Below are 6200 nucleotides of genomic sequence, written 5' to 3'. Positions count from 1 at the left end.
TCGTAATTGTTAGCTACCTGATCCCAGTTTACTACATTCCAGAATGCTGAAATGTATTCAGGGCGTTTATTTTGATATTTAAGATAGTATGCATGCTCCCATACATCCAGTCCTAATAATGGTGTTTTACCTTCTGTTAATGGTGAATCCTGGTTCGGTGTGCTTGTAATTTCAAGCTCGCCATTGTTTAATACCAGCCATGCCCAGCCAGAACCAAAGCGTCCCGCTGCTGCAGCTGCAAATTCTTCTTTAAATTTGTCTAAAGAACCGAATTTGCTGTTGATTTTATCAGCCAGTTCTCCTGCCGGTTCTCCGCCGCCATTTGGTGACAATGTCTTCCAGAAAAAGCTGTGGTTCGCATGTCCGCCGCCATTATTGCGTACTGCAGTACGAATGCTTTCAGGTACGGAATTCAAATCAGTTACAAGCTCTTCTACGGATTTATTTTGCAGATCTTCATGCCCTTCCAGTGCATCATTTAATTTTGTAACGTAGGTGTTATGATGCTTCGTATGATGGATATTCATTGTTTCTTTATCGATCGTTGGCTCCAACGCATCGTATGCATAAGGTAATTCCGGTAATTCAAATTTTGTCATATGTAACTCCTCCTAAATAGTATTTAATAATTTTCAGTTTATATCGTTTTCTATACTTTTTCAACCTTTAAGTATAAAAATAAGACAATGTATATAGACAGCTGGTGAACAAATGCGTTTTTTCTGAAAACAGGCGGATCGTGCATCTTGACTTTGTAATCTACTATTATTATACTTTTTGGTATAAAAAATATAAAATTATCTTATGCCTTACTTTGAGGAAATATAGAGAGAAGAGCGGTGATGTGGAGATGGAAATTTGAATGCGATTAAAGGAAGTAAATACATAATATACAAGAAAAATTGATTGAAATAATGGATATATCAAACAGCACAGAAGACCTGAGAATAATAAATAAGGTTAGATGGATTAACTAGTATCGACTTGAAGCTGGGAAAAGCTTAGTGAAGAAAAGAGGTATTATATGGAGAAAGTTTTTGATGTAACTATTATTGGTGCGGGGCCAACGGGTCTGTTTACTGCTTTTTACGGAGGAATGCGTCAGGCCAGTGTGAAAATAATTGAAAGCCTGCCTCATACTGGGGGACAGTTAGCAGCACTTTATCCAGAGAAATATATCTATGATGTTGCTGGATTTCCTAAAGTGCAGGCGCAGGATTTAGTCAATCAGTTAGAAGAACAGGCAAAAATGTTTGAACCTGAAATCGTGCTTGGACAGTCTATAGAAACTGTGGAGCGGATAGATGATGATATTTTTCTCCTTGTTTCAAGTACAGGAGAAAAACATTTGACTAGAACCATTATTATCACAGCCGGTAACGGAGCTTTTCAACCAAGAAGGTTAAATGTTGGTGATAGTGAAGCATTTGAAGGTACAAACCTGGATTATTATGTGAAGGATATGAACAAATATAATAATAAGCATGTCGCCATTTTAGGGGGCGGAGATTCTGCAGTAGACTGGGCGTTAATGCTGGAAAAAAAAGCAGCGAAAGTAACGCTGGTTCACCGCAGGGATCAATTCCGCGCTCACGAGCATAGTGTCAATCAATTACATGCGTCTACTGTTGAAAGGCTCACTCCCTTTGCTCCTTCAGCAATCGTTGCAAAAAATCGTATTGAAAAACTGATTTTGCAAGAAATGAAAGGAGAAGAGCTGATTGAATTGGAGATAGACAATGTTATTTGTAATTATGGTTTTGTATCGAGTCTTGGTCCTATAAAGAACTGGGGGTTAGAAATCGAACGAAATAGTATTGTAGTTAATTCCAAAATGGAAACAAATATTCCCGGGATCTATGCAGCTGGTGATATTTGCACTTATGATGGGAAAGTAAAATTAATTGCTACAGGATTCGGCGAGGGCCCGACTGCTGTTAATAATGCCAAGAATTATATTGATCCTAAAGCACGAATTCAGCCGAAGCATTCTACAGCAATGTTTTAAAATAACAAGATATGACAGTACTTTAATAGTGAGTTCTGAAAAATAAATAGATTATAAAAGTCTGATGAGGTTTAATAAGCCATTTTTGCAGGTCATTTTGGACATCCTATAAAAGAAAAATAATTAAAGTGAGGGAGGTTTTTTACATGGCATTTGTTATTCTGGATCCATGCAGAGGAGAAAAGTCGGGAGAGTGTGTCAGTGTCTGTCCTGTCGATTGTATTGAAGAGGGGATTAAGCAATTTTATATCGATCCGGATATTTGTATTGATTGTGGAGCTTGCAAGGCTGTTTGTCCGGTGTCTGCGATTGAAGAAGAATATGATTTAACTCCAAGTCAAGAGAAATACTTAACTGAAGCAGAAGAATTTTTTGCCGGCAAGTAAGCATTTATTGCTGAATGGATTTTAATTCTGATAATCTGCCTATTCTTTAAAGATACATTAACTACTGCAGCTATTCATTATAGAAATAAGTTAGGGAATGGTTTAGGAGGATGCTCTGTGAAAATAATTGGTATCTCAGGTTCTACAGTCGGCTCAAAAACAAGAATTGCTGTTGAACAAGCTTTAAGATATATACAAAAGGAATATACAGAAATTGATATAGAGGTAATTGATTTAAAAGAATACAACATCGTATTCAGTGATGGCCGTCCGTATCAGAATTATACAGGCGATACACATGTGTTATTGGAAAAAATCATGCAGGCAGATGGCTATTTAATCGGGATGCCTATTTTTCAAGCATCTATTCCGGGGACACTGAAAAATGTTTTTGATTTATTACCTGTAGATGCTTTCCAAAATAAAATGGTGGGCATCTTGGCAACAGCAGGAACTGCCAAGCATTATTTAGTTCCGGAACAACAATTAAAACCAATTCTTCATTATATGCAGGCTTGGGTAATTCCTAAATATGTGTTTATTGAAGAAAAAGATTATACAAATTATAAGATAACCAATCCAAATGTGATCGAACGCCTAAATGAATTAACTAATAAACTTGTTTATTATATTGACATTATAAAAAAACGTGCGGGGACGGCTCCGCCACTCGTTTAAAAATAGACACTTTTACTGCACCTTGATTTTTAGAACATTTAAAAATTTGAGGTGTTTTTTGTAAGCAGTAAAGATTATACTTCAGCAGCTGACTCTCAACGCAATTCATAGTGTATGAAAAAACGGACGGAACTCTGTGCAGTGCAGAGTTCCGTCCGTAATCATTCTTTACTGTATTCTCTCTTGAAATCCTTCTATCATAAGTTGAATTAATTATCGAAAGCTTTTTTTAATCCTTTTTATAAAAATCAACCAGAAACTTACAGTAATTATCTCCATCACTTTTACAGCATACCCTTTTTACATTATCTGTTCCTAATACATTTTTAAACATTTGTGTTTCACAGGTACAGGCAGATTTAAATTCATTTGCTACAGCCAGAATAGGACAGTTATACTCAATCAGTTCATAGGAGTTTTCTCCTGTTTTAGATAAATTCGCCATGTAGCCTTTTTCCGTTTGAATTTTAGAAAGCTCATTTATTTTATCATGATTCGATTTTTGTTCGATTCTTTTAATATATTCTTTTGTTAATCGCTGTTCTCTTCTTTTGAAAAGATTAGAGATGGCATGCTCTCCATAAATATCTTGAATATCGTAAAGAAACTCAACGCTGATCCCTTCATAGTTTTTAGGGAAGAGTCTTTCTCCTCTTTCTGTTAAAGAATAAATCTGTGAGGGTCTTCCGATAGGCTGCTTGACCTCTTTACTTACAATTAAACCATCACGTTCTAATATATTAAGGTGTTTCCTGATAGCCATATGAGTCATATCTAATAATTCAGTTAAGTCGCTGACCGCTAAGGAACTTTCTTTTTTTAGATAATCAAGTATCTTATCTTTGGTTGTTTTTTGTACAACATTCATATCATGAGTACCTCACTCCTGATTATAGTAATACAGATTTTGTTCCAATTTGTATTTTAATAGTTAATTATACTATACAATCAATAATAATTAAAATGTTATCTGGATTTGCGATTTTTGCTGATAGAGTGAATGAGAAGACGTATTTTGCAAGTATTTTAAAACCAAAATTTTTAAAGAGCATCCGTCGTCGACGAAATGCTCTTTTTGATAGCTGGTCTGAAGTAAATGATTACTAAAAACTTATGAGGATTCTTATCTATCATTAAAAAGCAGATTTTTTACCCCATATAAACACTTTCGCATGTCCCCGGAGCCGGTTCATAAAAACAATGCTGCATAAATTGACCGGAAAAAGGCTGGTCATACCATGTTGGTGGACACGGAGCATATGGATTAAAGTACCAAAGAGCATATTTTGCCGGGTGGTTCCTCCAGCTTTCCAAAGTCTGTCTTGCTAATTTTTTTTCCATTTCTCTTGCTCTTTGATAAAACATATTTCCTTTTTGAACAGCCTCAAAGGAGTAATTTCCTCCCTGTACATGAAAAATGACATCATCAACCGTTCTCAATTCAACAAAATCACCACAATCTGCTACGACGCGGTTAACAATAACATTTCCTACATAAAGCATTCCTTGTTTTCCTTCGCCCTCAGCTTCTGCTCTCATCATCCTGGCCATTAAGTCAACGTCTGCATCCCGGTAAGCTATTCTTCCCATTATCTCACCTCTAAAATATGTTATGACAGAAAGTATGCATTCATGCCTTTCTGGGCTTGTATTTTTTGGGATATGGATTGTGAATTTCTTAGTGTAATAGAAATTGAAAAGCTGCAATTTTTTAATCTTATATCCATTTGATATTGTTACCTGATGTTTGATCATAAAATGGGTAAAGTGATTAAAAATAAACAGGTTCACCTTCAAGTTTCTACCAGATGAAAAAAGGGAATATAAAAGGATACTACCAAATTACATCCGAATCTTTTTGACGTAATATGCTTTTTTCAATGTATATTGGCATTTTAAACGGATTAAAACAAATCTATTGACCTAAAGTCCACTCTAGGTACTATAATAAATTTCAAAATGGGTATACAAAGAATATAGTTTATTCATTTTACCAAAGGAGATGTTCAAATGATTTTAAACGAAAATTATCAGCTGTCCAATGGGATTGAAATTCCTAAATTAGGTCTTGGAACATGGTTTATAGAGGATGAAGATGCTGCTCAGGCAGTAGTGGACGCTGTCAAAGCCGGTTATCGCCACATTGATACAGCGCAGGCATATGGAAATGAAAGTGGTATCGGCCAAGGAATAAAAAATTGTGGTACAAACAGAGAAGATTTATTTATTACGACTAAACTAGCTGCAGAAGTAAAATCTTATGAAGAAGCTGTTTCATCCATTAATCAGTCATTGGAGACACTGGGTCTTGATTATATTGATATGATGATTATCCACAGCCCGCAGCCATGGGTGGATTTTGATGAAGAAGAGCGATTTTTTGAAGGAAACCGGGAAGCTTGGCGGGCTCTTGAAGAAGCCTATCAGGCAGGAAAGCTTCGTGCTATCGGTGTATCTAACTTTCAAAAAGAGGATTTAGATAATATTCTCAGTAACGGCACCGTCAAGCCAATGGTAAATCAGATTTTAGCGCATATCAGCAACACACCATTTGATTTAATTGCATATACGCAGGAGCAGGGTATTCTGGTTGAGGCTTATTCTCCAATTGCTCACGGGGAGCTGTTTAAAAATGAGAAAGTTGCAGCTATCGCAGAAAAGTACGGTGTTTCCATACCGCAATTAAGTATCCGTTATACGCTGCAGCTTGGTTTACTGCCATTGCCTAAAACGGCTAATCCAGAGCATATGAAAAATAATGCCGAAGTGGACTTTACTATTTCCGATGAGGATATGGAAGCTTTGAAAAATGTAGAGCGCATTGAAAATTATGGCGAAGCGAGTGATATGCCTGTATTTGGCGGGAAATTGAAATAACAAGATTTAAAAAGAAACTGCATCCCGTGGGAGCTTCCATGTTCTCCTTTGGAGTGCGGTTTTTATTTATAATATTGCGTGAATCTTAAAGCGTATCGGCTATATTTTGGCTCTAAAGGATACTTATGTAACTGCTAAACTAAAGTAGACCATTATTGCTTGATAAGAATGAACACTTTTCTTGGGGGATAGGCATGTAACAGGCTGTTGCCCCGTAGGGGCGGCAGCCTGTTACATGCTCGCCGTTCCGC

General features: G+C 36.4%; 7 protein-coding genes. 4 read left to right on the top strand and 3 right to left on the bottom strand.

The annotated features are described in order from the left end of the window. The coding region (locus BN1068_RS17290) for a superoxide dismutase (RefSeq protein WP_077604125.1) at positions 1–599 on the bottom strand (599 nt) is incomplete at its 3' end. A 425-nt stretch (positions 600–1024) separates the two neighbouring features. Between BN1068_RS17290 and BN1068_RS17285 the strand changes: the two genes are divergently transcribed. The 3 genes from BN1068_RS17285 (at position 1025) to BN1068_RS17275 (ending at position 3072) form a co-directional block, all read left to right on the top strand. Continuing rightward, complete coding sequence (locus BN1068_RS17285) at positions 1025–2008, top strand: NAD(P)/FAD-dependent oxidoreductase (protein WP_077604124.1); 984 nt, start codon at positions 1025–1027, stop codon at positions 2006–2008. A gap of 146 nt (positions 2009–2154) precedes the next feature. Next, the gene (locus tag BN1068_RS17280) at positions 2155–2394 is read left to right on the top strand and encodes a ferredoxin family protein (protein WP_077604123.1); all 240 of its coding nucleotides are present in this window, start codon (positions 2155–2157) and stop codon (positions 2392–2394) included. A 117-nt stretch (positions 2395–2511) separates the two neighbouring features. Beyond that, complete coding sequence (locus BN1068_RS17275; protein WP_077604122.1) at positions 2512–3072, top strand: NADPH-dependent FMN reductase; 561 nt, start codon at positions 2512–2514, stop codon at positions 3070–3072. Positions 3073–3301: 229 nt separating this feature from the next. Here BN1068_RS17275 and BN1068_RS17270 read toward each other — a convergent pair whose 3' ends face one another. Beyond that, positions 3302–3940: a helix-turn-helix transcriptional regulator gene (locus tag BN1068_RS17270; RefSeq protein ID WP_077604121.1), complete on the bottom strand. Its 639-nt coding sequence runs from the start codon at positions 3938–3940 to the stop codon at positions 3302–3304. Between the two features lie 281 nt (positions 3941–4221). Continuing rightward, complete coding sequence (locus BN1068_RS17265; RefSeq protein ID WP_077604120.1) at positions 4222–4662, bottom strand: cell wall hydrolase; 441 nt, start codon at positions 4660–4662, stop codon at positions 4222–4224. A 420-nt stretch (positions 4663–5082) separates the two neighbouring features. On the opposite strand from BN1068_RS17265, the gene BN1068_RS17260 reads away from it, so the two are divergent. Continuing rightward, the gene (locus BN1068_RS17260) at positions 5083–5949 is read left to right on the top strand and encodes an aldo/keto reductase (RefSeq protein ID WP_077604119.1); all 867 of its coding nucleotides are present in this window, start codon (positions 5083–5085) and stop codon (positions 5947–5949) included. Positions 5950–6200 lie beyond the last annotated feature (251 nt).

It is taken from the genome of Oceanobacillus sojae (assembly GCF_900162665.1).
GTDB classification, from domain to species: Bacteria; Bacillota; Bacilli; order Bacillales; family Amphibacillaceae; genus Oceanobacillus; species Oceanobacillus sojae_A.
The sequence above is the reverse complement of the archived record's forward strand: the minus strand, read 5'-3'. Positions and strand labels throughout refer to the sequence as shown.